The organism is Amycolatopsis sp. NPDC005003 (assembly GCF_053600695.1).
Window position 1 is genome coordinate 101,212 of record NZ_JBSGAI010000031.1, and the last position, 23,796, is coordinate 125,007.

22 protein-coding genes are annotated in these 23,796 nt (G+C 68.5%); 6 read left to right on the forward strand and 16 right to left on the reverse strand.

Features of this window, described 5'->3' with window-relative positions; genetic code table 11:
* Window positions 1-3: 3 nt before the first annotated feature.
* From ACWED2_RS31395 to ACWED2_RS31415, 5 genes are read right to left on the reverse strand one after another with little or no spacing between them, the layout of a single operon-like run.
* Window positions 4-795, reverse strand: coding sequence for a DUF6339 family protein (locus ACWED2_RS31395; protein ID WP_449694111.1), 792 nt, complete (start codon window positions 793-795; stop codon window positions 4-6).
* The gene (locus ACWED2_RS31400) at window positions 795-1,691 is read right to left on the reverse strand and encodes a hypothetical protein (protein WP_449694112.1); all 897 of its coding nucleotides are present in this window, start codon (window positions 1,689-1,691) and stop codon (window positions 795-797) included. Before ACWED2_RS31400 ends, ACWED2_RS31395 begins: the two co-directional genes overlap by 1 nt.
* Window positions 1,688-3,613, reverse strand: a complete 1,926-nt coding sequence (locus ACWED2_RS31405; RefSeq protein ID WP_449694113.1) for a hypothetical protein — start codon at window positions 3,611-3,613, stop codon at window positions 1,688-1,690. The genes ACWED2_RS31400 and ACWED2_RS31405 overlap by 4 nt, the downstream gene beginning before the upstream one ends.
* A complete protein-coding gene (locus ACWED2_RS31410) occupies window positions 3,610-4,611 on the reverse strand; it encodes a PD-(D/E)XK motif protein (RefSeq protein ID WP_449694114.1) in 1,002 nt (333 codons plus the stop codon). The genes ACWED2_RS31405 and ACWED2_RS31410 overlap by 4 nt, the downstream gene beginning before the upstream one ends.
* Window positions 4,611-7,181: a Z1 domain-containing protein gene (locus ACWED2_RS31415; RefSeq protein WP_449694115.1), complete on the reverse strand. Its 2,571-nt coding sequence runs from the start codon at window positions 7,179-7,181 to the stop codon at window positions 4,611-4,613. The genes ACWED2_RS31410 and ACWED2_RS31415 overlap by 1 nt, the downstream gene beginning before the upstream one ends.
* Window positions 7,182-7,465: 284 nt before the next feature.
* Here ACWED2_RS31415 and ACWED2_RS31420 point away from each other — a divergent pair, with 284 nt between their 5' ends.
* Window positions 7,466-8,548: a DNA cytosine methyltransferase gene (locus ACWED2_RS31420; protein ID WP_449694116.1), complete on the forward strand. Its 1,083-nt coding sequence runs from the start codon at window positions 7,466-7,468 to the stop codon at window positions 8,546-8,548.
* Here ACWED2_RS31420 and ACWED2_RS31425 read toward each other — a convergent pair.
* Window positions 8,531-8,926, reverse strand: coding sequence for a very short patch repair endonuclease (locus ACWED2_RS31425; protein ID WP_449694142.1), 396 nt, complete (start codon window positions 8,924-8,926; stop codon window positions 8,531-8,533). The genes ACWED2_RS31420 and ACWED2_RS31425 overlap by 18 nt on opposite strands.
* 82 nt (window positions 8,927-9,008) lie before the next feature.
* On the reverse strand, window positions 9,009-9,479 hold the full coding sequence (locus ACWED2_RS31430; RefSeq protein WP_449694117.1) for an FxsA family protein: 471 nt from the start codon (window positions 9,477-9,479) through the stop codon (window positions 9,009-9,011).
* Between the two features lie 68 nt (window positions 9,480-9,547).
* On the opposite strand from ACWED2_RS31430, the gene ACWED2_RS31435 reads away from it, so the two are divergent.
* Together ACWED2_RS31435 and ACWED2_RS31440 are read left to right on the forward strand one after the other, a co-directional pair.
* Window positions 9,548-10,654 (forward strand): pentapeptide repeat-containing protein, encoded by a 1,107-nt coding sequence (locus ACWED2_RS31435; protein ID WP_449694118.1) that lies wholly within the window; start codon window positions 9,548-9,550, stop codon window positions 10,652-10,654.
* Window positions 10,645-10,845 carry a hypothetical protein gene (locus ACWED2_RS31440; RefSeq protein ID WP_449694119.1) on the forward strand — a complete coding sequence of 67 codons (201 nt, stop codon included), beginning with the start codon at window positions 10,645-10,647 and terminating at the stop codon, window positions 10,843-10,845. The genes ACWED2_RS31435 and ACWED2_RS31440 overlap by 10 nt, the downstream gene beginning before the upstream one ends.
* Here ACWED2_RS31440 and ACWED2_RS31445 read toward each other — a convergent pair whose 3' ends face one another.
* Window positions 10,846-11,397 carry a TetR/AcrR family transcriptional regulator gene (locus ACWED2_RS31445; protein WP_449694120.1) on the reverse strand — a complete coding sequence of 184 codons (552 nt, stop codon included), beginning with the start codon at window positions 11,395-11,397 and terminating at the stop codon, window positions 10,846-10,848.
* A gap of 80 nt (window positions 11,398-11,477) precedes the next feature.
* Between ACWED2_RS31445 and ACWED2_RS31450 the strand changes: the two genes are divergently transcribed.
* A complete protein-coding gene (locus ACWED2_RS31450; RefSeq protein ID WP_449694121.1) occupies window positions 11,478-12,377 on the forward strand; it encodes a quinone oxidoreductase family protein in 900 nt (299 codons plus the stop codon).
* On the opposite strand, the gene ACWED2_RS31455 is transcribed toward ACWED2_RS31450, so the two are convergent.
* From ACWED2_RS31455 to pdhA, 5 genes are all read right to left on the reverse strand, one after another.
* Window positions 12,374-14,320 (reverse strand): ABC transporter ATP-binding protein, encoded by a 1,947-nt coding sequence (locus ACWED2_RS31455; protein ID WP_449694122.1) that lies wholly within the window; start codon window positions 14,318-14,320, stop codon window positions 12,374-12,376. The genes ACWED2_RS31450 and ACWED2_RS31455 overlap by 4 nt on opposite strands.
* 20 nt (window positions 14,321-14,340) lie before the next feature.
* Window positions 14,341-14,925 (reverse strand): TetR/AcrR family transcriptional regulator, encoded by a 585-nt coding sequence (locus tag ACWED2_RS31460; RefSeq protein WP_449694143.1) that lies wholly within the window; start codon window positions 14,923-14,925, stop codon window positions 14,341-14,343.
* A 123-nt stretch (window positions 14,926-15,048) separates the two neighbouring features.
* On the reverse strand, window positions 15,049-16,365 hold the full coding sequence (locus ACWED2_RS31465; protein ID WP_449694123.1) for a dihydrolipoamide acetyltransferase family protein: 1,317 nt from the start codon (window positions 16,363-16,365) through the stop codon (window positions 15,049-15,051).
* A 16-nt stretch (window positions 16,366-16,381) separates the two neighbouring features.
* Window positions 16,382-17,374, reverse strand: coding sequence for an alpha-ketoacid dehydrogenase subunit beta (locus tag ACWED2_RS31470; protein ID WP_449694124.1), 993 nt, complete (start codon window positions 17,372-17,374; stop codon window positions 16,382-16,384).
* The gene (pdhA, locus tag ACWED2_RS31475) at window positions 17,374-18,579 is read right to left on the reverse strand and encodes a pyruvate dehydrogenase (acetyl-transferring) E1 component subunit alpha (RefSeq protein ID WP_449694125.1); all 1,206 of its coding nucleotides are present in this window, start codon (window positions 18,577-18,579) and stop codon (window positions 17,374-17,376) included. The genes ACWED2_RS31470 and pdhA overlap by 1 nt, the downstream gene beginning before the upstream one ends.
* Before the next feature lie 363 nt (window positions 18,580-18,942).
* Between pdhA and ACWED2_RS31480 the strand changes: the two genes are divergently transcribed.
* Window positions 18,943-20,370, forward strand: coding sequence for a M20/M25/M40 family metallo-hydrolase (locus ACWED2_RS31480; protein WP_449694126.1), 1,428 nt, complete (start codon window positions 18,943-18,945; stop codon window positions 20,368-20,370).
* On the opposite strand, the gene ACWED2_RS31485 is transcribed toward ACWED2_RS31480, so the two are convergent.
* Complete coding sequence (locus ACWED2_RS31485) at window positions 20,367-20,927, reverse strand: TetR family transcriptional regulator (RefSeq protein ID WP_449694127.1); 561 nt, start codon at window positions 20,925-20,927, stop codon at window positions 20,367-20,369. The genes ACWED2_RS31480 and ACWED2_RS31485 overlap by 4 nt on opposite strands.
* Window positions 20,928-21,007: 80 nt before the next feature.
* Here ACWED2_RS31485 and ACWED2_RS31490 point away from each other — a divergent pair, with 80 nt between their 5' ends.
* Complete coding sequence (locus ACWED2_RS31490; protein ID WP_449694128.1) at window positions 21,008-22,012, forward strand: hypothetical protein; 1,005 nt, start codon at window positions 21,008-21,010, stop codon at window positions 22,010-22,012.
* On the opposite strand, the gene ACWED2_RS31495 is transcribed toward ACWED2_RS31490, so the two are convergent.
* Window positions 22,009-22,851 carry a transglutaminase family protein gene (locus tag ACWED2_RS31495; RefSeq protein WP_449694129.1) on the reverse strand — a complete coding sequence of 281 codons (843 nt, stop codon included), beginning with the start codon at window positions 22,849-22,851 and terminating at the stop codon, window positions 22,009-22,011. The two genes, ACWED2_RS31490 and ACWED2_RS31495, sit on opposite strands and share 4 nt — an antisense overlap.
* Window positions 22,848-23,795 carry an alpha-E domain-containing protein gene (locus ACWED2_RS31500; protein WP_449694130.1) on the reverse strand — a complete coding sequence of 316 codons (948 nt, stop codon included), beginning with the start codon at window positions 23,793-23,795 and terminating at the stop codon, window positions 22,848-22,850. The genes ACWED2_RS31495 and ACWED2_RS31500 overlap by 4 nt, the downstream gene beginning before the upstream one ends.
* Window position 23,796: the final 1 nt, after the last annotated feature.

Consider the following 23,796-nt stretch of genomic DNA (forward strand, 5'->3'; position numbering starts at 1 on the left):
GGGTCACCCGCGGGTGTGCTCAAGGGCGTGCCGAGGTCGACGTTCCGTGTGAAACGCCTGCAGAGAGTCATGAGCTGCGCGACGCACTTCGGCGTTGAGCTCCTCGTCGTGGAGTGTCTCGAAAGACATGAAGGCACCGAGTCGCAACAAGCGCTTCAAGAAATCCTTGAGCAGCTCGGTCTCGTTCAGTCCGCCGGTGTCGATTTCATGCCAAACGTGCAGGATCGAACGAACCAGTTGAGGACTGCCGCCCAGCGCACGTCGACGTGCGTAGATCTGGTCGAAGGCGCCTTCGCCGAGGATGTTCAGTGCGGCGTACGGATCGGGGCCGTCGGTGTCGTGGACCAGGTGGGCTCGCCACCAGAGGCGACCGAACACATGCCGGGTCAGATCCTTGGCGAGGAAGCGCTCGTCGGTCCGCTTTTCGAATCGCCAGAACGAGATGTCCGGCAGCACGACGAGGGCGAGGAACACCCAGATGTCACGAGCGGCTGCTTCGGCGGGAGCCAGCCCCGTCGTGCGGTGGAGCAGTTCGGCGACCGTCCGATCGAATTCGTTCTTGGTCGCGGGTGTCGATCGGTTCGGGAAGCCGGCCTCGCGAGCCACGGCGACGATCGTCTGCCGCAGCCGGTCGAGGTCCTTCTCCCGAACGCGATCACCACCCGTGGCGGCGTAAACGGCAGAGTCGTGGCGCAACGCTGCGCGCAGTTCGAGCTCCTCGATGGTCAGCGACTTGTACTCCTCGTACAGCTTGTGGGCTTGTCGAGGCAGCAGACGCGGGAACAAGAGGCTCATCAGGACTCCTCGAAGATCCGAACAGCGTGCTGGAGGTCGGTCGCGAACGAGGTGGGTGATTGCGCCTGCTGCCTGCGGAGGTGGGCCAGGCTCTGGCCTGGAAAGAAGCGACCGACGAGCGCTTGGAGCGTGCTGCCGATGGTCTCTTCGCCGTAGTCGACTTCGAGGGTGAAGTCCGGGTCGTTCAGCGCGTGCTCCACCAAGGTGCGAGCGACGTCCGCGTGCACGCTGGACAACACCACGCGGTCGACTGGGCGCGGCTTGCCTGCGTTGCGCATGGCGTCGACCAGTATTCGTTTGCGTTCGTTGATCAACAAAAGCAACGCACCCATGGTGGCCGTTTCGAGGTCGCCACCGATCTCCACGTGCCAGCCGGCATCCTCGGGGTATTGGGTCTTGGCGAAGTCGACGACGGCGATGGGGAACAGCGGCGCGTCGCCCTGAAGACGGGTTTCGTACTTGCCCGTCCACAGGATCGACCCGGCTCGGCGGGGCGAGGCCAAGTCGCCGTCTTCGGAGAACTCGGCGAGTACCAAGGTGGTTTCCAAGCCCAGGACGCCACCGAGTTGGTCACCGGACAACACCGCGGTCAGGTCCACGTTCGCGATGCCCGACTTCGGCAGGGCAACGCGGTCCCCCGCGGCTTTCAGCCCCGAACCGGACGCGGTCCAGATCATGGCCAGTGTCAACTTCGCGGTCGGGGAAAGCCCGGTGGCCCGCCGAACGAGATCGACGTCGATGGTCACCGTCTGTCGCAAGGACAAATCCATCCGGTAGTCCCAGTCGCTCAGGGCATCCGGCAGCTCAGTGGGGACGTCATCGATGAGCCACTGCCACGGCCCGGCCACCACTGACCCCGCCGGGGCCGTGCGATAGGGCGGTGCTTGCATGCTCATCGCGGTGTCTCCTCGCGCTGGGCGTGCACCGCGATCTCGGTCGTCGTGTCGGGTGCCGGGCGGACGAGAACGCGCCAGACGTCTTCGCCACCTTCGAGAGTCTGTGTCGGATCAGTGTGGAGCGCGCCGTCGGGACTCTCCCACCCGAAGAAAAGCGGTTCGTGGGCGCCTCGCGGCGGGTCGGTTTCCCTGCTGCTGGTTCCGGCCAACGCGACGCCGAGGTCGGCGGTGCAGCGGTGCATACCGAGAGCGGAGACGCGGAACGCCTGGATCAGCAGGACTTGGCCCGCGCGGATCTCATAGTACGGCGCCTCCGGGTACTCCACCCGCGGCCGGCGTCCGCCCGGTCGATCGGCCGCCGGGCCGGTCCCGTCCTGCGGTGAGGAGGTTGCGCCTTCGCCGGCGTCGTAGAGGTCCCCGGACACATGGACAGTCCCGGCGGCCGGTGTCGGCTTCACCGGTTTGAACGCTGGTCGGTAGTCGGACGCCCCGCCGAGACCCGAGGCACCCGCCACGAGATCGGAGAACGACCGGCTGGCGGCGCCCAACGAGATGTCCGATGAGCTGGTCCGGACTCGGCCGTCGATTTCGATCAGGCCCTCGATCGATTCTTTGATCCGGGTGAACGCCATCTTGACGAATCGCTTGTCCCGACCTTCGAGGGATTGCCAGTTCCAAGCGTCGTGAGTCGGCGGTTCGGAGGACGCGAACGCACTGTCGAGTTCGACGTTCGCGCGGAAGACACCGGCGTAGGACACGTACTCGGCTGCCGGCTTCGGTCCGGCGTGGTAGGTGACCACGAGTTCTGCCGTCCGCATGAGACAGACGTGGTGAACGGTGTTGCCGATACCTGCCGTTTCGGCTGCGGGAGTCTCGGTGAACGGCGGAAGGAAGCTTTTCTCGAGGCCGAGCACCCCGAGCTTCGTCCTGGGGTGACCCAGGTACCAGAGCTCCTCGGCGTCCTCGTTCGATCGCATCGCCTCGTACGCGGTGACGAACATGTTCAGAGGAGTCGTCTCGCGTGGGTCCGGCACAGGCACTGTGATGCCGTCACACTGCACGGAAAACCGCATCGGAGGAGAATCCTCTCCAGGGGCGGCCAGCATCTTGGGCCAGAGGTTCCAGGCTATCGTCTCGGCCAGGTAGCTTCCGGCGTCCTGGATCTCCCGTTCGCCGAGGTCGGGGTCGATGACCACGACTGTCGTGCCGGTTTCCTCCGGACCGAAGCCACGCAAGCCCAGTCGCTCCGCGGTGGCGTCAGCTTCGGCGCCGATCAGAGGCTCGACCACTCCGTCCGCCGAATGAGTGCCCCACCAATGCCGTCCGGTGTACCTGCGACCGGACAGTCCTTCACCCTCGGCGTAGCTCTTCCAGAGCGCACACCCCATCAGCCGGGTCTCGAACCCGCCGGCGACCCGACACCGCGTGTGCACGAGCACGGTCCCGGGCTTGCTCAACAGGTAGAAGATCCCCTTGCCGAAACCGTAGGTGCCCCCGCCGAGTTCGGTGTCCCTCGGTTCGCCGATGTTCCTGATGAAGGACACGAAGTCGTGGTTTTCGACCACCGCGTTGTCTGCGCGGGTAGGTCCGCCCAGACCGGTGGTCCCGCGGTCGGAGACGGTCAGGACACGGATGACTGGACTCGAGATCGACTGACGCAGCGGTAATTGCTCGTGGGCGGGTACGTTGCGGGTGAGCAGTTCCCGCCACGCCGGCGCGTGCGCCGGGCTGACGACTCTCAGATCGAGGTGGTAGTCCAGCGCCGTCTCGTCGGTACGTGCGTCCCAGCTGTTCTGGGCAGACTCGCGGACGAGGATCGTCAGCAGATCCAGCTCGGGCCTGCCGAGTTGGTTGCGGATCCCCTCGGCCGCGCTCGCCCCTTCGGGCGGGAACATCTGTGAGTGCCAGGCCGGTGCGGTCACTTGCGCTCCTGGGTGATCCGGGCGATCCGATCACGGATGTCCTGGGTTTCAGTGACCTCTGGCTGCTCCTGGTCCAGGTCTACGGTGTAGTCGAGGTCGGATATTCCGGAGGGAACCGATGAAGGCGCGATGCGGGGAAAGGCGTCGTCCACCTCGTACCACCGTTGCTCGCGAACCGCGAACCGCACGTCCTGGTACAGGTCCGCATCGGCCGGCCGGTAACCGGCTTCGGCGAGTCTGAAAAGCAACCCGGTGTCGTCGTCGCCGATTCGACGCGCGCGATCGACCAGATCGGGTACCGTGCTGCCCTGTTCGCGGACCCGCTCCACGCGAATCCACACCAGATCCAGGGTTCCGTGCGGCGGTGGCTGGAGCTGCTCCACACCGTGGACGCGGACCTTCCGACCGGTCGCCGCGGCGGAGGTCTTCACCTCGATCCCCCACGTGCCGACGGTGAAGTCGTGACGATGTCCGGAGGGACCCGTCCAGAAGTCGACAGCCGTGCTCTCTCGGGCGAGCAGTTCGTTCAGCACCACCAGCTCGCCGAACAGGCCCGCCAAGCGATCGGGGCTCAGCGGTGCCGGTGAATGCTGGAACAGCGCACGCCATTGGCTGACCACGTTGTACAGCGCTTTCAGCGGGCGATCGGGGGCTCGCCCGACCGCGTCGAGCACGTCGACGACGAGTCCGGTGAACACGCCGTCGAGATCTCGCCTGTCGCAGCCCAGGTCGGCGTACCGCTCGTAGACCTGCTCGTTCTCGAGCGGTCGTTCACGCACGGTCAGCGCTGCGCCGCCACGATCGAGCCGGACGTGTTGATGAGCTGTGAGAGGCACGAGGAGATGGCGGTTTCCCGCGTGATCCACGGCCGCGAGCAGCGGCCCGATCGGAGTCGCAACCGGTAGATCCGAGGTGCGCACCCTTTGCGGGCTTGACACTTGCTCTTCTTCGAGGCGTCCCCAATGGTCGTCGACGACCTTGCGTAGCTGTGCAGTCATCAGTCATCCACCGCGTCGAGACCGCTCAGGTCCTCTTCCTCGATCCGAACCTTCGCCAGATTGGTGGCCACGTACTGCCACTCCACCGCCGAATCGTCGGACGAAGGCGGCGGGAAGACGAGGCCCACGCCGATGACGTCTTCTGAGGCGTTCAGGGGGCGACGCTTGTCTTCTCGATGGGCCTCCGGCTTCGAGTCCTTGTCGATGGCATAGAGCGCCAGAAGCGCGGTCTCGGGGCTCTGCCGGAGTCGAAGTCCCTTGATCTTCTCTTCGGTCAGTTCACCCTGCACTGCTGAGATGTCGAGATCGATCGCGGCGTCCCGGCGGCTCATCAGGGTCTTGATGTCGACAGTGTCGGTGTCGTCGCCGGGCAGCGCCGACCGAGTGGCCATGCGGACGGTGTACCCGTCCGCGAAGGTGAACTTCCTCGGGGCGTCCTTGCCCGCCGAGCCACCGATGATGGCGACGTTCCAACCACGCAGTGCGCCGGACTTGTCGATGCGCCTGGCGATGTAGTCGGTCAACAGCTTGGAATCGCATTCCTGCGACTTCTCGTGGAATCGATAGTCGCGGAGGAATTCCGTGATGAGCTGATGCGGGACTCCGCGGATCAGCTTGTTGCCGTCTTGCCTGTCGGACTCCGGACTGCCCTCGACTGCAGCCCTCTCGATGAGCCTCCGAGCCGCCGCTTGGTTGTCTGCGAGCCAGTCGTGATCGGTGCGGAAGTAGCGCGTCTGCACGCGCTGGCCGCCATACGCCGATGCTGAGGGGATGGCGTTGGTCATCTTGGCGGCCGCCGTCACACGAAGGGCCGGGTGCGTGCGCAGCCGGACGGCGAAAGTCATCGGGTTCTTGTCCTCGACCATGTACACGTCGATGTCGCGGCGCATCTCGCTCTCGACCGTCGCGATGTGGCGGAACCAGTCCCTGAGCTCGTCGGTCATCCAGATGCGGGGCAGGTCGGCGTAGCCGTTGCGGAAGCCGAACCATCGGCCCATCTGGAGCAGCGTGTCGTATGCGGAGACGGAACGCACGAAGAAGCTGACCGTCAGGCCCTCGAGCGTCAGGCCACGGGACAAGGTATTGCCACCGACGGCGATGGCGACTACCGGACCGTTCTCGTAGTCGAGGCGGTCCTTGCTTCCGGAGTTGTCCATGATTATCCGGCAATCGCGCAGAACGCTGGGAAGGAGCGGCGCCAGCTCGTCGAAAGTCACCTTCTGTTCGTCGAACAGATCCGCAGGCACGCTCGCCGTCTCGCTGTCCCAGAGCTCGCGGAGCTCGGTCAGAAGTTCGGTGTCGCCCGTCCGCAGCAGGGCCTCGCTTTCGTTGCGAAGCTTGGTGAGGGGGTGCTTGAAACTGTTGTGGACGGAAGTGTTGACGCTGGTATGCACCAGCATCGTCGAGTGCGGATTGCCCGTTTTGCGTACTCGACGCGCGGCGGTGCTGAGCCAGAAGTACCGGATCGCCGTCCGGAGTGTGTCCGTCAACACGGGGTGGAAGCCGTCGACGTCGGCACGCGATCTCGGGCGCACGAGGTCTACTTCGGATTCGGGAACCTGGCGGATCATGTCGTAACCGTCGAAGGCTTCTTCCGGATCCTCGCCGTCCATCACGTCACGGCCGAACAGCACCTCGGTCCCGAAGTGATTCTTCGGCTTGGGAAGGTTGACGATGAAGTGCTCAGGATACAGATCCTTCACCGAGGGGTCGATCAGCAGGTTCGCGAACGGGGTCGCGGTATAGCCCACATAGGCGGACTTCGGCAGGCGTCCGAGGATTTCGATGATCAACGGATTGATCGTTTCGGTGGCGACCGTTGCCTGGTCGGCCTCGTCATCGATGATCAACGCCGGGCAATCCGCGAGGTACTCCGAAGCCGTCTCGAGCCACGCCGAGAACTTCTCCAGGACGCGAGGGTTCTTCTTGATCACGCACAGGACGTGCTGCTTGTTGTTCTTGGCCAGGTAGGCGGCCGCATTGGCGGGCGGTGTGAAGTCCTTGTCGGGGTCGGTGAGCTGAAGCCAGCGCGACGGGTTCGGCTTGACCAGCTGATCGACGAGGCGAAGTTGCGTCTGACGGCGAAGACCGTTGTGGATGCCGGCAAGCACGATGAAAAGCTTGTAACCTCGATCGGCCGCCTTCGCCGTCACGGCCGTGAAGTTGGTCGTCTTTCCGGACTGGACATAGCCTACGACCAGGCCCTTCGTCGAGAACTTGGGCACGTGCGGGTGACTCAGCAGGGAGACGACCTTGGTCGACGCGCCGTCGAGGTCGTCAAGGCTCGGTTCCGACCAGCCGGACTTCCGCAGGAGTTCTTCGAGCGCCGGCCAGTACCTGTCGCGCGGCCGGGGGCCGGTGTACCAGGTGTAGCGGTTGTCGAGGATGACGCTGCGCGGTTCCTCGCGCTCTCTGATCCTGATGGTTTCGCGCTCGTGCCGCTCGGCGATCCGCTGGAGCAGTTCGTCCTCGGCGCCGAAGAGTTCCATCCTCTTGATGGCGCTTTCCGGGGTTCCAGTGTCCACCAAGTCGAGAAACGCGGCGTACTGCTGGTCGAACTTGTCGGTCACCGATCCTCCAACTCCGTGTCCGGGCACATCGACGGCCGGGCTTCCCCGACTCGCCCCACGGTAGGTGCTGCCCGCCTCACCGTCAGGTGCCTCGAACGAGTGAACCCCCGATGGGCGCGAGGCTCAATGGATGCAACCCTCTCCGTGATCGATCACGTCGCGCGGACGGCCGCTTCCGTTACTCCATGTGGTCACAAACCCGTCACGTCGGCATGAGCACCGAGTGATCCGTCCGCCGGCGTGTCGGTTCGGAGCGTCGCACCCGGCTTATAGACTCCCGTCCCATGACCGACGGACAGTTGGCCTTGCCGCTACCGGCACAGGTCGAGATGGTGGACCTCTTCGCCGGTCCGGGCGGTCTCGACGTCGCCGCTCATTGGCTCGGCGTGTCCGTCATCGGCATCGAATGGGACGACGATGCCTGCGTGACCCGAGAGCGGGCCGAACTGCACACCAAGCACGGCGATGTTCGGCTTTCCAAGCCGGCCGACTACCCGAAGGCCCGGTTCTTGACCGGGGGCCCACCGTGCCAGACGTACACGGTCGCCGGCCAAGGGGCTGGACGACGAGCTCTGGATCGGGTGCTCTCCTTGGTCGATGTCGTCGCCGACAATGACCTCAGCGAAGAAGACCTCGCTGAGCTGGAGGACGAACGCACAGGCCTGGTGCTGGAACCCCTGAGGTGGGCGGTGGAGGCCGGTCTTCCGTACGAGGCCATTGTTCTCGAACAGGTTCCCGCCGTGCTGCCGGTGTGGCAAGCGTATGCACGCGTCCTCGAAGGACGTGGGTACAGCGTCGATTGTGGAATCCTCCACACCGAGGAATTCGGAGTCCCGCAGACGCGTCGGCGGGCGATCCTGATCGCCCGCCGTGACGGCGAGGCGAAGCTGCCCAAGCCCACGCACCGGCGTTATCGGAAGGGAGCGGCGCGAGGCGAAGGTGATCCACGTTTGCTTCCGTGGAAGACGATGGGAGAAGCGCTCGGCTGGTCGGAGCAGTTCACGGTCAGGTCCAACTACGGCACCGGTGGTGACCCGAAGGCGCGTGGCGAACGGTTGTCGACCGAGCCGGCTTTCACTGTCACCGGCAAGGTCTCTCGCAACCGCCTGATCGATCGACCGAAGGGGCGGTCCGACCGCTTCACCGACCACGAGGCAGGCAGGTTGCAGACCTTCCCGCATGACTACCCGTGGTCCGGTCGGGGCATCGCTCAACAGATCGGCAATGCGATCCCTCCGCGGTTGGCTGCCCACGTCCTGGCCGCGGCCATGGGCAAGGAGCTCGACACCGCCAAGCTGGACCGGTGCGTCAGGCAGAGCTGGAAGGACACCCGCTACGGAGTCAAAGGGCTACTGAAGGACGCCTGATGGTCGGCGGCGTTCCCGGACTGCCATGATGACGCGGTCGGTGGCGACCTCGACGGACTCGTGCTCCCAGATCCGGACGGCGAGCCAGCCGGCTTCGCCGAGTCGGGTGTCCGTGTCGGCGTCCCGCCTGCGGTTGGTCTCGATCTTTTCGCGCCAGAAGTCCGCGTTGTTCTTGGGCCACGTAGCGTGCTCGGGGCAACCGTGCCAGAAGCAGCCGTCGACGAAGACAGCGACGCGAGCGGGCCCGAAGACCAAGTCCGCTTCACGGCGGACGCCTTCGACCGGACGGCGGTGAACGCGGTACCGGAGGCCGGCGCGGTGCAGAGCCTTGCGCAGGGCCATCTCGATTCCGGTGTTCCGGGACTTCTGCTTGCTCATCCGGATCCGCACCGCGGACGTGGTATTCAGACGCTCCACGCGCTCATTGTGGCAAGACTCGAGGCTCCAGGCCGAGCGTGGATCAGCCCTCGATGACGCGACCCTCGATCACCGTCGGGTGGTCACGGCGGGGCTCAGCCGAAGGCGACACCACCTCGCTGTCCACCACCATCACCGGCCCGCGGCGCTGGTTGGCGAACCGCACCGCCCGCTTCTCCATCCGCTTCAACCACAGCCGACGCGCCACCGCCCGTGACGGCGGCAGGATCAGCAGCAAGCCGAGCACGTCGCTGACGAAGCCGGGCACCAGGATCAGCACCCCACCGAGCCCGACCAGCATCCCGTCGGTCAGTTCCTTCTCCGCCGACCGCCCGGAGCGGGCCGCGGAAGTGAAGGCCCGCATCGCCTTGCCGCCCTCGCGGCGGGCCAGCCACGAGCCCAGGAACGCGCCGGCCAGGAGGAGGGCCAGCGTGCCGAGCACGCCGACCGCCGAGCCCACCGCCCAGATCGCGGCGATCTCGGCGAAGACGTAAAGCAGGAACGCGACAGCCATACCGGGTCAACGAACGACCTGTCCGATTTGCTCCCGGCCCCGCCGGCCAGCGGCTAGTCTCACCCTTCGTGTCCGACTGGCTCCGCTGGCTCCTGATCGTGTTATGCCTGTTCGTGGCCTTGCTCGTGGTGCGGCTCGGTTCCCGTCGGCGCTTCGCGTTCCGCGGTGTCGTCTGGACCCGGCCGAAGCGGCAGCCGGCACCCTGGCGGCGCGGGATGGCCATGTCCGTCCTCGGTTGGCTGTTCGTCGCCTTGCTCGTCGCCGGGACGACCGGGGGTGGCCTGCTCTGGTTCCTCGGTTGGCCGCGGCTTCCCAGCGCCGGGGCCTTCGACGTCGGGCAGCTGCTCGACCTGCTGAAGATCGCCCTTTCCGTCGTCGCCGGGTTCGGTGGGGTCGTGCTGCTCGCCGTCGGCTACCGGAAGCAGCGGGTGGCCGAGGACGAACACGCCCTTGCCGTCCAGCGCGCCGAACGGGAAGTCGTCCAGAAGTTCAACGAACGCTTCGGAAGCGCCGCCGAGCAGCTCGCCAACGAGAGTCCCGCCGTGCGGCTCGCCGGCGTCTACGCGATGGCCGGACTCGCCGACGACTGGGCCGACAAGCGCCAGGTCTGCGTCGACGTCCTCTGCGGTTACCTACGGATCCGCCAGGAGCGCGACGGCGAGACCGAGGTGCGCGAGGCGATCCTGCGCATGGTGCGCGACCACACCCGGGCGTCGGCGAGGACGTCGTGGTCCGGCCTTGACTTCGACTTCACCGGCGTGACTTTGGAAAACGCCGACTTCGCGCGACTGGAGTTCGGCGGCGAGGTGCTGTTCGACGGGGCGGAGTTCGTGGGCGGGGTGGCGTCCTTCGCGGGCGCCCAGTTCGGGAAGCTGGCCAGCTTCCACGGCGCTCGCTTCACCGCGGCCGAGACGAACTTCGCCGGGCTCACCCTCACCACGGGCAAAGCCGAATTCGTCGGCGCGGAGTTCGCCGGCGAAAAGGTGGACTTCGCCGACGCGCTCTTCCAGTCCTCGTCGATGGCCTTCTTCCGCTGCCGCTTCGCCGCGCCCGTGATCGACTTTCGCAGCTGGACTTCCTCTTCGGCCGGGTGGTGTTCGACCGCTGCGACTTCGCGGACCTCGAGCTCGACCTTTCGAGCAAGCACGGCTACGACACCGACGCCATGCCGGTGACCGCCGAGAACTGCCGGTTCGAGCGGTGCCGCCTCGAGCTCAGCCGGGTCGCCGGACGAGTCCGGCTCCTCGACTGCGTGCTGGACACCGTGACCGTCGTCGACCGGCACGACGACGAGGTGGCCCTCCCGTGGCAGCGGGTCGAACTGCGCGGTGGCACCCTGCTGCCGCCGCACCTCGTCACGGCCTGATCAGCGCAGCAGCGTCGCGATCATCGACCGCAGGCCCGCGGCCAGCCGGTCCGTCTCGCCCGTCCTCAAAAACCGCACCATCAGATCGCTGTGCAACGACCCCAGCAGCAAGTGCGCCACCAGGTCGGCGTCGAGCGAAGGTGACGCCGAGGCGAGCAGCCCCGACACGTGTGCGTGCCACGCCAGGTAGATCGGGCTGTTCAGCCGGTCCGTCGACGCCTGCTCGAACGCCGCCATCACCTTGACGTTCTTCGAAGCCAGCTCGACCACGGCGTCGAAGAACGCCGCCAGGCGCTCGGCCGGTGGTGCGCCCGGGCCCAGCGGAGGCGGTCCCGAAGCCACGGCGAGAGACAGCGACTCGATCCGCGACTCCACCAGCGCCCGCATCAAGCCTTCGCGGTTGCCGAAGCGGTGGAACACCGTGCCCTTGCCGACGCCGGCCGCGGCCGCGACGCGGTCCATCGACACCTCGGCGAGGTCGTGCGCCGCCAACAGCTCCTCCGTCGCGCGCAGGATCGCCCGGCGGTTGCGGGCCGCGTCGGCGCGCTCCATGCAGACTCCTCGACAAGTTGACCGGCGGTCCATATAGTAGGCCACCGTAAGTTGACCAGCGGTCCAGTTAGGGGATGCGGATGCGCGCAGTGGTGCAGTACGGCACGGGTGGCCCGGACGTGCTCAAGGTCGAGGACCGGCCCGAACCGGCCAGGAAACCCGGCGAAGTACTGGTGCGGACCGAGGCGATCGGCGTGCCGTTCTACGAGACGCAGCTGCGGTCCGGCCAGTTCGGGGCCGCGGCCGAGCCGGCGATCTTCGGGCACGAGGCCGCCGGGACCGTCCTCGAGGCCGACGACGAAACCTTGCGGGGACGGAAGGTCGTCACCATGTCCTACACCGGGGGCGCGTACGCCGAAGTCGTCGCCGCCGGCCAGTACACGCTCGTGCCTGACGACCTCACGCCCGTGCAGGCGGTCGCCGCCGCCGTTCCGGCCTCCGTGGCGCTCGGCTTGATGAACGCCGCCGACGTCAAAGCCGGCGAAACCGTGCTGGTCGAGGCCGCCTCCGGGGCGATCGGCGGTTACCTGGCCCGGCTGGCCGCACGAAAAGGCGCCCGGGTCGTCACGACCGCGGGCAAGGGAAAGGCCGACATCGACCACCGCGACCCGGACTGGCGGCAGCAGGTGCCCGAGGGCATCGACGTCGTCTTCGAGTCGATCGGCGGCCCGCGTGCCGCCGAGCTCATCGCGAAGCTCGCGCCGCACGCCCGGATCCTCGCCTACGGCATGCTCAGCGGCGAATTCCCGACCTTCCCCGTCGCCGGCCTCATCGCACGCGGCATCACCCTGATCGGCTTCGGCGGTCCGGACGTCTACGGCAAGCGGGTCGCGGCCGTCCGCGACGAGGCACTCGGCCTGGTCGCGGACGGCACGCTGACCCCGGTCGTCGACCGGACCTATCCCCTCGCCGACGTCGCCGCCGCGCACGCACGCGTGGAGAGCCGTGAAGGTGCCGGCAAGGTCGTGCTTGTTCCCTAGCTCGGCACCTCGTCCAGGTACGCCTGCGCCTGCAAGGTGAACAGCTCCGCGTACCCCGCCTTCGCCGCCATCAGCTCCTCGTGCGTGCCGTACTCCGCGACCTTTCCGTGGTCCAGCAGCAGGATCCGCTCCGCCTGGCGCACGGTCGAGAACCGGTGCGAGATGTACAACGTCGTCCGGCCCTCGGACAACGAACGCAGCCGGGCGAACAGGTCGTGCTCGGCCTGGGCGTCCAGGGCCGACGTCGGCTCGTCGAGGATCAGGATCGGCGCCTCGCGCTGGAACGCCCTGGCCAGCGCGATCTTCTGCCACTCGCCGCCGGACAGGGAGACGCCCTGGTCGAACCACCTGCCCAACGGGCTGTCGTAGCCGGACGGCAGCCGCTCGATGCGCTCGTCCGCGCCCGCCCGGCGGGCCGAATCCTCGATGTGCGGCCGGTCCTCCAGCCGCGTGAGGTCGCCCAGGCCGATGTTCTCCGCCGCCGTTCCCTGGTACGTCACGTAGTCCTGGAACATCGCGCTGATCCGCTTGCGCAGCTCGTCCGGGTCGTACTCGCGGATGTCCACGCCGTCGAGCAGGATGCGGCCGTCCGTCGGGTCGTACAGCCGGCAGAGCAGCTTGAACAGCGTCGACTTGCCCGCGCCGTTGCGGCCCACCACCGCGACCGTCTCGCCCGGGTGGATCTCGAAGCTGACGTCCTCCAGGGCCGGCTCTTCCGAACCGGGGTAGGCGAAGGTGACCGAGTCGAACTCGATGTGTCCGTCCACTTTGGAAGGAAAGGGGCGTGGCGAAGCGGGTGCGGTGATCTCCGGCTTCGTGTCCAGGAACCGGTACAGCGTGTCGAGGTAGAGGTTGTTCTCGTACATCCCCGAAAACGCCGTGAACAGCCCGGACACCGACGTCTGCACGGAGGTCGCCGCGGCCGTGTACAGCGCCAGGTCGCCGAGTGTCAGCCGGCCGCCGACCGCCTCCAAGGCGATGTACAGCGCGATCGCCGAGCCCGCGAACGTGCTCAGCAGCCCCCAGGACGTCGAGCTGAGGTTGCGGTTGATCGTCAGCTTCCGCTGCCGCTCGTAGGAGACCACGCCCAGCCGGCGGAAGCGGTCGACGAAGTACGGGCCGAGCCCGAACAGCTTCGTCTCCTTGGCGTAGGTGTCCGTGGTGACCAGCGACGACAGGTAGTCCATCCGCCGCTTGATCGGCGACATCAGGAACGTCAGCCAGAACGCGCGCGAGCCGTACTTGGACTGCGAGATGAACGCCGGGATCGGCGCCACCAGCGCGACCAGGGCCAGCAGCGGGCTGATCGAAACGAGCAGCGCGATCATGCTGCCGAACGTGATCAGCGTCCGCGCGAGCCCCAGCGCGGAGTTCATCATCGACAGCGGCCGCGTCGGCGCCTCCTGCGCGGCCTGGCGCAGCATGTCGTAGGACGCCGACCCCTCGAAGTACGCGAGGTGCAGTTCGCTCGCGTGCGCCATCACCCGGTGGCGGATGGTCAGCGTCATGCGTTCCTGCAGCAGCGACTGCGCGATCGACGTCAGCGCGCTGCTGATCGCGGTCGCGGCGAGCACGCCGAACTGGAACAACGCGACGTTGACGATGTCGCCCGTGGTCCCCTTGCCCTGGATCGCCGCGACTACAGCGTCCAGCAGCAGCTTCGCGACGTACGCGGTCACTGTCGGCAGCAGCCCGGAAAGCAGCGTGATCAGCGCCAGGAGGATCGTCAGGACCGGGCTGGCCTGCCACGTCAGCTTGACGACCTTCGGCAGGCCGCGGACCGTGCCCGCCACCGACGTCTTCGCGCGCCGCAGCCGGGAGCGCAGGTCCTTCGGCTGGTCGTCCTGCTTCGGCTCGGGAATGTCGACGGGCCCGGTGAGCCCGCTCTCCGGCACTGTGACGGCGTGCCGCCGTCTTCCTCGCCGAGCCAGCATGAACTCCATGCCGCCCCCACCGCCCGGGATCACTGAGCCTCCACCGCGCCGTGCAGGAAGACGTCGACCACCTGGCGCGTGGTGGGCGTGTCATCGACCGGTGCCATCCGGCGGCCGCCGAACAACAGGGTCAGGAACAGGGCGGCCAGCTGCTCGGGGCTCAGCCGCAGCCGGTCCTTTTCGGGCTCGAACAGCTCGGTGATCGCGCCGCGCATGGCGGCCATCGACTCGCTGCGGCCACCCTTCATCGTGCGGTTCTTCAGGCGCTGCTCGGGGTCGCGGTGCCGGACGCGGCCGGTCGCGTGCAGGGCGCCCATCAGCGCGCCCATCCGTTCGAAGTGCGCGCCGAGCGCCTCGGCGGCCTCGACGAGCCGGTCCGCCAGGGGTTGTTCGATGGGGATTTCGGCGATCGCGTCGAGGACGTGGTCGGGGCGCAGCACCTCGGCGGTGCAGGCGTCGAACAGCTCGTCCTTGTCCTTGAACGCGCGGAAGATGGTGCCCTCGCCGATGCCGGCGGCGCGGGCGATCTGGCTGGTCGTGACGCCGGTGCCGTGCTCCATCAGGAGCGGCAGCACCGCGTGCACGATCATGGCGCGCCGGTCTTCGGCGCTCATGCTCGGCGCTCTGCGCCGGGTCTCGGGTGCTGGTGTCATGCCTTTAGTGTGCGGAGTGAGTACTCACTCCGTCAAATGAGTAAAAGTGAGGGCCGCCCGAAGACGGCCCTCACCTGCGAAAACTCAGTACGTCATCGCCATGGCCGGGTCGGCCAGCAGCGCGCCGACGTCGGCCAGGAACTCCGAGCCCTGCTGCCCGTCGACCACGCGGTGGTCGAAGCTCAGCGACAGCTGGAGGACCTTGCGGACCTTGATCTCGCCGTCGACCACCCACGGCTGGTCCTTGATCGCGCCGAGGCACAGGATCGCGGACTCGCCCGGGTTGATGATCGGCGTTCCGGTGTCGACGCCGAACACGCCCACGTTGGTGATCGTGATCGTGCCGTTCGCCATGTCCGCCGGCGACGTCTTGCCCTCGCGAGCCGTGTCGGTCAGGGCCGTCAGCGCCTGGGCCAGCTCCTTCAGCGACATCGAGTCGGCGTCGCGGACCTTGGGCACGATCAGGCCGCGCGGGGTGGCCGCGGCGATCCCGAGGTGCACGTAGTCCTTGTAGACGATCTCCTGCGCCGCTTCGTCCCAGACCGCGTTGATGTCCGGCGTCCGCTTCGCCGCCAGGCACACGGCCTTCGCGGCGAACGTCAGCGGCGTGACCTTCACCCCGGCGAACTCCCGCGACTTCTTCAGCTTCTCGCGGAACTCCATCATCGGCGTGACGTCGATGGTCAGGAACTCCGTGACGTGCGGAGCGGTGTACGCGCTCTGCACCATCGCCGCCGCCGTCGCCTTGCGGATGCCCTTGATCGGCACGCGCCGCTCGCGGGACCCACTGTCCACAACGGGCGCCGCGACCGGGGTTCCGTTGGCGGCGCGCTCGACGTCTTCACGCGTGATGACGCCACCGGAAGCGCTTCCGGCCAGCGCGTGCAGGTCCACGCCGAGGTCCTTCGCCAGCTTCCGCACTGGCGGCTTCGCCAGCGGGACGTACCCACCACGAGGAGTGACGGGAGCGGGAGCCGGCGGAGCGGCAACGGCGGCCGCCGGGGCCGGAGCCGGGGCAGGAGCGGCACCTTTCCGGGCCCGCCGCTGCGTGACGACGGCCTTGGAGCCGTACCCGACCAGCGGCTTCATCTCCTCTTCCTCGGCCGGAGCCGAGGCAGCGGGAGCAGCGGCGGGAGCCGGGGCGGCCGCGCCACCCGGGTCGACGTCGATGGTGAGGATCGGCGTGCCGACCTCCACCGTCTGGCCGGGCTCGACGTGCAGTTCCGTGACGACCCCGGCCCACGGGATCGGCAGCTCGACGGCGGCCTTCGCGGTCTCGATCTCGACCACGATCTGGTTCACCGTCACGGTGTCGCCCGGCTTGACGTGCCAGGACAGGATGTCGGCTTCGGTCAGCCCCTCCGCCGTGTCGGCCAAGGGGAACTGTTTGTACGTAGGCATTGCGCGGAGATCCCCCTTACCAGGCGAGCGAGCGGTCGACGGCGTGCAGCACCCGGTCCAGGTCGGGGAGGTAGTGCTCCTCGAGCTTGGCCGGCGGGTACGGCGTGTCGAACCCGGTCACCCGGAGGACGGGCGCTTCCAGCGAGTAGAAGCACTCCTGCTGGACGCGCGCGGCGATCTCCGACGTCAGCGACGACTCCGACGGCGCCTCCGACAGCGCGATCAGCCGCCCGGTCTTGCGCACCGACTCGAACACCGGGCCGAGGTCCAGCGGCGAGAGCGTGCGCAGGTCGATGACCTCGAGGGACTTGCCTTCGTCTTCGGCCGCGGCGGCCGCGTCGAGGGCGACCTTCACCGACGGGCCGTACGCGACGACCGTCGCCGTCGTGCCTTCACGCACGACCTGCGACGAGAAGCACGGGACCGGCGTCCCGGTGACGTCGATCTCCGCGCGCAGCGCACCCGAGTGGTACAGCCGCTTCGGCTCGAAGAACAGCACCGGGTCGTCCGACTTGATCGCCTGCTGGATGCCCCAGTAGGCGTCGACGGCGTTCGAAATGGACACGACCTTCAGGCCCGGGATGTGCGCGAACAGCGACTCCGGCGACTCCGAGTGGTGCTCGACCGCGCCGATCCCGCCGCCGAACGGCACCCGGATCACCACCGGCATCTTGATCTTGCCCTGCGTCCGGTAGTGCAACTTCGCCAGCTGCGAAGAGATCTGGTCGAAGCCCGGGAAGATGAAGCCCTCGAACTGGATCTCGCACACCGGCCGGAAGCCGCGCACGGCCAGGCCCACCGCGGTGCCGATGATGCCCGACTCGGCGAGCGGCGTGTCCAGCACGCGCTGCTCGCCGAAGTCCTTCTGCAGGCCGTCGGTGATCCGGAAGACGCCGCCGAGCTTGCCGACGTCCTCCCCCATGATCAGGACCTTCGGGTCTTCTTCCATCGCGCGGCGCAGGCCGAGGTTGAGAGCCTTGCCGATGGTGAGTTTCTGGAGGTCGGTCATCAGTGCTCACCCGCCGATACGAAGCCGTCGAGGTAGGACAGGAACTCTTCGCGCTGCGCCTCCAGCACCGGGTTGCCCTCGGCGTAGACGTTGCTGAAGATCCTCTCGGGCGGCGGCTCGGGCATGTTGAACGTGTACTCGCGCAGGTCGGCGGCGAAACTGTCGGCGTCGGCCTGGACGCTGTCGAAGAACGCCTGGTCGGCGTAGCCGCCGCGGGCCAGGTACGCGCGGACGCGCTCGATCGGGTCCTTGAGCTTCCACTCCTCCAGCTCGTCGGAGAGCCGGTAGCGGGTGGGGTCGTCGGTCGTCGTGTGCGCGTCCATCCGGTAGGTGAACGCCTCGATCAGGACGGGTCCGTTGCCGTGGCGGCACTCGTCGAGCGCCCAGCGGGACACCGCGAGGCAGGCCAGGACGTCGTTGCCGTCGACGCGGATGCCGGGGAAGCCGTAGCCGCGGGCGCGCTGGTACAGCGGCAGGCGCGACTGGCGCTCGGTCGGTTCGGAGATCGCCCACTGGTTGTTCTGGCAGAAGAACACCAGCGGCGCGTCGTAGACGGCGGCCCAGACGAATCCTTCGTGGACGTCACCCTGCGAGGTCGCGCCGTCGCCGAAGTAGCAGATCGTGGCTTCGCCGTCGTCGTCCCCGACCTTGCCCTCGAACTTCTGGCCCATCGCGTAACCGGCGGCGTTGAGCACCTGGTTGCCGATCACGATGGTGTACGGGTGGAAACCGTGGCGCTGGTAGTCCCAGCCACTGTGGTCGGTGCACCGGAAGATGCCCAGCAGGTCCTTCATGTCGACCCCGCGCGCGTACGCGACGCCGTGCTCGCGGTAGCTGGGGAACGCCATGTCGTTCGCCTTCAGCGCGCGGCCCGAGCCGATCTGCGCGGCCTCCTGGCCGAGCAGCGGGACCCAGATGCCGAGCTGGCCCTGGCGCTGCATGGCGTTCGCTTCGCGGTCGGCCCGCCGGACCAGCACCATGTCGCGGTAAAGGCCGCGGAGTGCTTCGGCGTCGATGTCGTCGACGTACTTGTCGAACTGGGGCGACGGAACCCGTTCGCCTTCGGGGGTGAGCAGCTGAGTCAGCTCAGCGCCACCTTCGCTCGTCGCTCGCAACCCGGCGATCACCTGCTCGGGGGACGGTTGGGCCGCGACCGCGGCCGGCCCGTCGCCAGGCTCCGGGTGCGTCCACTGTTCGGACGGCATGCGCAGTACTCCTCGGTGTCGGTGCCTCTGGCGGCCGCTTGTGGCGACCACAGCGACTGCACCGGCGGGGACCAGCGCATCGGGTCCGAAGCGCTCGGTCACCGTCGGCGTTGACGGTTCTCGCGGACATCCTGGCACGAAGGTCACCGCTTTGGTGAGTCACGGATGCTGATTTGTTGCTGAGAAAGGGGCTCTGAGCAGGGGAAACGTTAGGAAGCCCGAGCATCGGACCTACGAGAGTCTGGACTCCGCCGCCGCGCTCACCAGGCTCGTGAGTGGTAATTCGGGTTCTAACCCGAATTACCACTCACGAGGCGTGAGGGGACGTTGTGATGTGCCGCACTGTTGGAGCCCCGTGGCACGATGGGCCGGGTGGAGCAGAAATCCGTTCGTGAATCCGTAGTGGCGTCGTGGACCAACGACGTCATCCCGAGCCTGTCCGGGCTGGTGGCGATCCCCGCCTTGTCCCCGGCCTTCGACTCCGACTGGGCGAAGAGCGGCCACCTCGCCGCCGCCGTCGAGCACGTCCGCGAGTGGATCGCCGGGCGTGACCTGCCCGGCGCGACCCTCGAGGTCGTCCAGCTCGAAGGCCGGACCCCGCTGTTGCTCGTCGACGTCCCGGCGACCCCGGGCGCGGCGGACGAGGGCACCGTCCTGATGTACGGCCACCTCGACAAGCAGCCCCCGGTCGGCGGCTGGTCCGAGGGCCTCGGCCCGTGGACCCCGGTGATCCGCGACGGCCGGCTGTACGGCCGCGGGTCCGTGGACGACGGCTACTCCGGCTACGCGGCGACGACGGCGATCGAAGCCGTGCACGCGGCCGGCGGCGACCACGCGCGGATCGTGCTGCTGCTGGAGACCGGCGAGGAGTCCGGCAGCCCCGACCTGCCCGCGTACGTCGAGCACCTGGCCGGCCGCATCGGCGAGGTGTCGCTGGTGATCTGCCTCGACGCCGGCGGCAGCGACTACGAGCGGTTGTGGCTGGTCACGAGCCTGCGCGGGATGCTGCACCTCGACGTCACGGTGCAGCTCCTCGGGGCGGCCCAGCACTCGGGCATCGCGTCGGGGGTGGTCGCGAGCTCGTTCCGGATCCTGCGGCACCTGATCGAACGCCTCGAGGACAGCGCGACCGGCGAACTGCTGCTCGACGAGCTCAAGGTCGACGTCCCGGCGAACCGGCTGGCCGAGCTCAAGGCCGTCTCGCAGGACTTCCCGGAGGCGCTGACGAAGGCGTTCCCGCTGGTCGAAGGCGGGCGCGTGATCACGGAGGACGCGCTGGAGCTGATGCTCAACAACGCGTGGCGCCCGACGCTGTCGGTGATCGGCGCCGACGGCTTCCCGAAGCCCGCCGACGCCGGCAACGTCCTGCGCGAGAGCACCACGCTGACGCTGAGCTTCCGCCTCCCGCCGACGGCCGACGCCGAGAAGGCGCTCGAAGCCGTGAAGCGCGCCCTGACCACCGATGTCCCGTACGGCGCGAAGGTCACCCTCGGCTCACCCCAGGCGGAGAACGGCTGGAACGCGCCAACCGAGTCGCCGTGGCTGACGACGGCCCTGCGCACGGTCAGCGACGAGGTCTTCGGCCGGCCCCACCGCGCGACCGGCATGGGCGGCTCGATCCCGTTCATGGGCCTGCTCTCGCGCAAGTACCCGGAGGCGCAGTTCCTGGTCACCGGCGCCTGCGGGGCCGACTCGAACATCCACGTGCCGGACGAGTGGCTCCACCTGGACTACGCGCAGCAGGTCACCGAGGCCGTCGCGCACATCCTGGACGCGCACGCCCGCGGCTAGCGGCAGGCCTCCCGGAACGCTTCGGTGGCCGCATCGAGGTAGGCCGGGAACTGCCGGTCACCGCCCGAGTCGATCCAGCGGTCGAAGGCGTCGCCGAGGATGATCGCCGCGACCTGCGCCGCCGGTTTCGCCAGCTCGGGCGGTGTCCCCCGCCGCTCGAGCGCGTCCCGGATCGCCGTCGTGATCGCCGCGCCCTTGCTCCGCTCGCGTTCGCGGAGCTCGGGCGTGGCGGCGATGACCGCCCGGCGTTCGGGCGACGGGTCGACGAGCTGCGTGACCTGCGTACCGACCTCGGCCAGCGCGGTGAGCGCGGTCCGAAGAGGTGACTCGCCTTCTTCGGCGGCAACAACGGCTTCGAAGACCGCCGGCGGCAGCTGCTCCGAGCCGGCGAAGAGGACTTCGCGCTTGTCGGGGAAGTAGCGGAAGTACGTGCGGCGCGTGATCCCCGCGCGCTCGGCGATCTGCGTGATCGTCACGGCGTCGTAGCCGTGCTCGGCGTACAGCTCCAGCGCGGCTTTCCGCAGCCGGTCCGCGGTCCCGGGATCCCATCTGGCCACGGCTCAGCCTAACTGATGTCTCAGTGTGTCATCACGTGCTAGCCTCAGTGACGACACACTGAGACATCGCGGGAGTCGACATGGAGATCTGGGTACTCGGCGCCTCGGGCCGCACCGGCCGGGCCATCACCGCCGAACTCGAGCGCCGGGACGTGCCGGTCGTGCTGGTGGGACGCAATCGGGAACGCCTGGAAGCGACCGGCGCGAAGTACGTCCTCGCCGACGGGGTGGCGGCGATCGCGGCGGAGATCCGGCGGCAGCGGCCGGCGGTCGTGATCAACACGATCGGCGAGTACGCCGCCACGGCGGAGACGATCGCGCGCGCGTGCCTGCCCGGCGGGCACTACGTGGACATGGCCGCGGACCCGGTGGCGGTCCGGCGGCTGCTCGACCTGCACGACGATGCCCTGGCCGGCGGCAGCACGTTCGTCACCGGCGCCGGGTTCGGCGTCCTGGCCACCGAAGCCGTCGTCGCGAAGCTGTGCGAGGGGCGTGACACGCCGAGCCGCGTGGAGGTCGACGCGCTGGCCTCCGTCGCCACCGAAGGAGGGGTCGTGGGGGTCGCGCTGGCCGCCAGCATCGTCGACGCCCTGACCGCGGTCTCGGCCAGAGGCGCGAAGCCGCGCACCCTTGTCCTGCCGGACGGCGAGACGGCGAAGGTGGCGGGCGTCGACTCGGGTGAGCTGATCGCCGCCCGGCGCGCGAGCGGCGCGGCGGACGTCACGGTCTTCTCCGGGCTCGCCCCGACCGCCCCGGTGGTCCGGGCCCTGCTCCCGCTGCTCGCGCGGGTGGTGTCGATCCCGGCCGTACGCCGGTTCGCCGTCCGGCGGCTCGCCGCTGTCCGGACGAAGCCGGCCCCCCGCCCCCGCACGCACACCTGGGGGCACGCCGTCGTGACCTGGCCCGGCGGAACCACCCGCGAGGGCTGGCTGCGCGCGGACGAAGCCATGGACTTCACCGCGGCGGTGGTGGCCGAAACGGCGGCCCGCCTGGCCCGCGGCGAAGGCAAGCCGGGTGCGCACACACCGGCGTCCGCCCTCGGCGCGGACCTCGCCGAAGCGGCGGGCGGGACCTTCCTGCTCTAGGCCAGCCGGGTCAGGTGCACCGAGACGTCCAAAGTGGACTGACCGCCGCCGGTGAAGATGCCCTTCAGCGGCGCGACGTCCGCGTAGTCCCGGCCCATCGCCACCCACACGTGCCGCGGGCCGACCGGGATGGCGTTCGTCGGGTCATACGCCCACCACCCGCCGGTCCAGACGTCGACCCACGCGTGGGACTCGCCTTCGACCACCTCACCGAGCTTCGCGTCCGGCTTCGTGTGCAGGTACCCGGACACGTACCGAGCCGGCACCCCGATCGCCCGCAGCATCACCAGCGTGACGTGCGCGAAGTCCTGGCAGACGCCCTCGCGCGCCTGCCAGGCGTCCGTCGCCGTCGAGTGGACGCCGGTGGTGCCCGGCTGGTACTTGAGCTGCTTGTTCACCCACTCGCACACCGCCAGTACCGCATCCGCCGGGTCCAGTCCGCGACGCAGCTCGCGGGCCTCGCGCGCCAGCGTGACGTCCCGCGGGGTGTAGTCGGTCGGGGTCAGGTACTCGGTGCGGTGGTCGATCACCGTCTCCGACCGCAGGTCCTTCCACGACGCCGTGCGGATCGGCTCCGCTTCGTCCGCCGTCTCGACCACCGACGTCGCCAGCACCGTGAACTCGGTGTGCGGGGCGTGGAGGTCGAACGACGTCACGACCGTGCCCCAGTAGTCCGTGTACCGGTAGGCGCGGGTCGCCGGGGTCGTCTCGATGCGGGTCGCCACCGTCGTCTGGCGGCGGTCGGAGCGCGGGGTCAGCCGGGCCTCGTTGTACGACTGCGTCGCCGGTGTCGCGTACCGGTACCCGGTCCGGTGCGCCACGCGCAGCTGCCACGTCACAGCGAAACCTCCGCGCCACTCCACGCCACCCACGGCGACGTGCTGAAGTACTGCATCGAAACCGCTTCCCCGATGTCCTTGATCGACGTCTGCAGCGCCCCGAGCCGCCGCGGCAGGTCGGTGAGCAGCTCCGACGGGCGGAGGAACTCCAGCTCGCTGCGGGCCCGGCCGAGCTCGCGCAGGGCATCGGACTTCTCGTTGCCGCGCGAGCCGCCGCCCGGGTCGAGCCGCTGCAGGCACTCCTCGGCCTGCCGCAGCGCGTGGAACACCGAGCGCGGGAACAGCGTGTCCCGCAACAGGAACTGCACGACGCGACCGGCGTCCAGCGCACCCCGGTAGGTGCGGAGGTAGGTGTCCTGCGCGCCGGCCGAGCGCAGCACCGTGATCCAGCCCGGCGACGACGCGCGGTCCGCGACCCGCGAGAGCAGCAGCCGCACCACCATGTCCGCCCGCTCGATCGAACGGCCGAGCACCATGAACAGCCAGCCGTCGTCCCGGCTCATCGTCGAGTCGGCGAGCCCGGCGAACATCGCCGCGCGTTCCTCCACGAAGGACAGGAACGAGTGCGGCCCGGCGCGGCGCGCGTAGCGCTGCCGGTCCGGCACCGCGTTCCACGTCGCGTTCAGGCATTCCCACAGCTCGGCCGAGACGACTTCGCGCGCGCCGCGCGTGTTCTCGCGCGCCGAGTTGATCGAGCCGACGATCGACGCCGGGTTGTCCTTCGCGTACGCCACCAGCTCGGTCAGCTTCCACACGTCGAGGGATTCCGTGCCCTCCGACTCGATGCCCAGGACGGCCAGCAGCTGACGGCTCGCGTAGTCCGGGTCGACCGTCGCGTCTTCGAGCAGCTGGTGGACCGAGACGTCGAGGATGCGGGAGGTGTCGTCTGCGCGTTCGACGTACCGGCCGATCCAGTACAGCGACTCCGCGTTGCGGGCGAGCATG

Excerpts from the sequence above, each read along its gene's own strand:
- ACWED2_RS31395 (WP_449694111.1), bottom strand. The coding sequence starts at position 795 with ATGAGCCTCTTGTTCCCGCGTCTGCTGCCTCGACAAGCCCACAAGCTG.
- ACWED2_RS31400 (WP_449694112.1), bottom strand. The coding sequence starts at position 1,691 with ATGAGCATGCAAGCACCGCCCTATCGCACGGCCCCGGCGGGGTCAGTG.
- ACWED2_RS31410 (WP_449694114.1), bottom strand. The coding sequence starts at position 4,611 with ATGACTGCACAGCTACGCAAGGTCGTCGACGACCATTGGGGACGCCTC.
- ACWED2_RS31420 (WP_449694116.1), top strand. The coding sequence starts at position 7,466 with ATGACCGACGGACAGTTGGCCTTGCCGCTACCGGCACAGGTCGAGATG.
- ACWED2_RS31425 (WP_449694142.1), bottom strand. The coding sequence starts at position 8,926 with ATGAGCAAGCAGAAGTCCCGGAACACCGGAATCGAGATGGCCCTGCGC.
- ACWED2_RS31430 (WP_449694117.1), bottom strand. The coding sequence starts at position 9,479 with ATGGCTGTCGCGTTCCTGCTTTACGTCTTCGCCGAGATCGCCGCGATC.
- ACWED2_RS31440 (WP_449694119.1), top strand. The coding sequence starts at position 10,645 with ATGCCGGTGACCGCCGAGAACTGCCGGTTCGAGCGGTGCCGCCTCGAG.
- ACWED2_RS31445 (WP_449694120.1), bottom strand. The coding sequence starts at position 11,397 with ATGGAGCGCGCCGACGCGGCCCGCAACCGCCGGGCGATCCTGCGCGCG.
- ACWED2_RS31450 (WP_449694121.1), top strand. The coding sequence starts at position 11,478 with ATGCGCGCAGTGGTGCAGTACGGCACGGGTGGCCCGGACGTGCTCAAG.
- ACWED2_RS31455 (WP_449694122.1), bottom strand. The coding sequence starts at position 14,320 with ATGGAGTTCATGCTGGCTCGGCGAGGAAGACGGCGGCACGCCGTCACA.
- ACWED2_RS31460 (WP_449694143.1), bottom strand. The coding sequence starts at position 14,925 with ATGAGCGCCGAAGACCGGCGCGCCATGATCGTGCACGCGGTGCTGCCG.
- ACWED2_RS31465 (WP_449694123.1), bottom strand. The coding sequence starts at position 16,365 with ATGCCTACGTACAAACAGTTCCCCTTGGCCGACACGGCGGAGGGGCTG.
- ACWED2_RS31470 (WP_449694124.1), bottom strand. The coding sequence starts at position 17,374 with ATGACCGACCTCCAGAAACTCACCATCGGCAAGGCTCTCAACCTCGGC.
- pdhA (WP_449694125.1), bottom strand. The coding sequence starts at position 18,579 with ATGCCGTCCGAACAGTGGACGCACCCGGAGCCTGGCGACGGGCCGGCC.
- ACWED2_RS31480 (WP_449694126.1), top strand. The coding sequence starts at position 18,943 with ATGGGCCGGGTGGAGCAGAAATCCGTTCGTGAATCCGTAGTGGCGTCG.
- ACWED2_RS31490 (WP_449694128.1), top strand. The coding sequence starts at position 21,008 with ATGGAGATCTGGGTACTCGGCGCCTCGGGCCGCACCGGCCGGGCCATC.
- ACWED2_RS31500 (WP_449694130.1), bottom strand. The coding sequence starts at position 23,795 with ATGCTCGCCCGCAACGCGGAGTCGCTGTACTGGATCGGCCGGTACGTC.